At 25.8% G+C, this 1029-nt stretch carries 1 protein-coding gene and 1 pseudogene; one reads left to right on the top strand and one right to left on the bottom strand.

Features of this window, described 5'->3' with window-relative positions; all coding sequences use genetic code 11:
* On the bottom strand, positions 1–478 hold a 478-nt coding region (locus GQX97_RS12395; protein WP_157152225.1), incomplete at its 3' end, for an AAA family ATPase.
* A 217-nt stretch (positions 479–695) separates the two neighbouring features.
* On the opposite strand from GQX97_RS12395, the pseudogene GQX97_RS12390 reads away from it, so the two are divergent.
* A pseudogene (locus GQX97_RS12390) lies at positions 696–1029 on the top strand (hypothetical protein); the annotation flags it as partial.

Here is a 1029-nt window from a genome sequence, read left to right as displayed (position 1 = left end):
GACCTTCTGGAGGACTTTCATTGCTGGCTGAGATTAATGATTTTAATGGCACTTTTATTTCATTAACACCATATTTAAATATTCTTTCATTTATTATAGTAAGAAGTGTGTTTAGTATAGCGGGGCTGCTTTTCCAAATTTCATCTAAAAAAGCAAAGTCGGCATCTGGCAAATATCCTTCAATTTTTCTTATATATCTATCGTTTTTTAAYTCTTCCAAACTAATAGGGCCGAATATATCTTCYGGTGTGCTAAACCTCTGCATTAAGTATCCAAARTATTTTGAATCTTTRAATGCATAAGATATTCTCTTTGCTATAAAGCTTTTTGCTGTTCCAGGAGGRCCRTATAAAAATATTGGTTTTCCAGCTATAGCACTTAATAGAGTTAATGCTACAATATTTTCTCTCTCATAAAGACCATTAGAAAGTAATTTTATAATATTTTCTATTTTTTTAGATATATCAGTATTTTTCATAAAACTCTCTCACTTATTTAAGTATATCATAGCTGTATTATTATTTAAAGTAATTATATTTAATAATGCTTAATTTACTTTTATATGTTTTTTTGATATAATTAATAAAAAAGTTAAATAAATCATTTTACAAAAATAGTTCTCTTATGCTTTTTTATATAATTGACGAATATATAATAATTAATAAATAAATTTAATAAGCCTATGCGGGGTAAATATGTATAAATATATATTACTAATATTCATRATTGGGTTGAATATTCTTAATGCACAAACTTCTTTAAGCAATGATTATTCTTCTACAAATAGCTATAGTGAAAATGGATATATTAGAAATGAAGAAGAGGCAAGGGCAGCATATAGTTTTGCTCTATACTATAAAGAAAAAGCATTAGCAAGTGGTGTACGCAATGAAGAGAGTATTAATAATTTAGAAAATGCTAAAGTTATATTAAAAGAAGTTTTAAAATATATACAAGATGATGATATATATATTTCTCTTGCTGAAACTCATGAGGCTTTAGGAGAAATTGAGGAGAGTATAAAAATAT

Origin of the sequence: Brachyspira sp. SAP_772 (genome assembly GCF_009755885.1) — a bacterium.
Taxonomy (GTDB): domain Bacteria; phylum Spirochaetota; class Brachyspiria; order Brachyspirales; family Brachyspiraceae; genus Brachyspira.
This window is presented reverse-complemented; position numbering and strand designations above follow the sequence as displayed.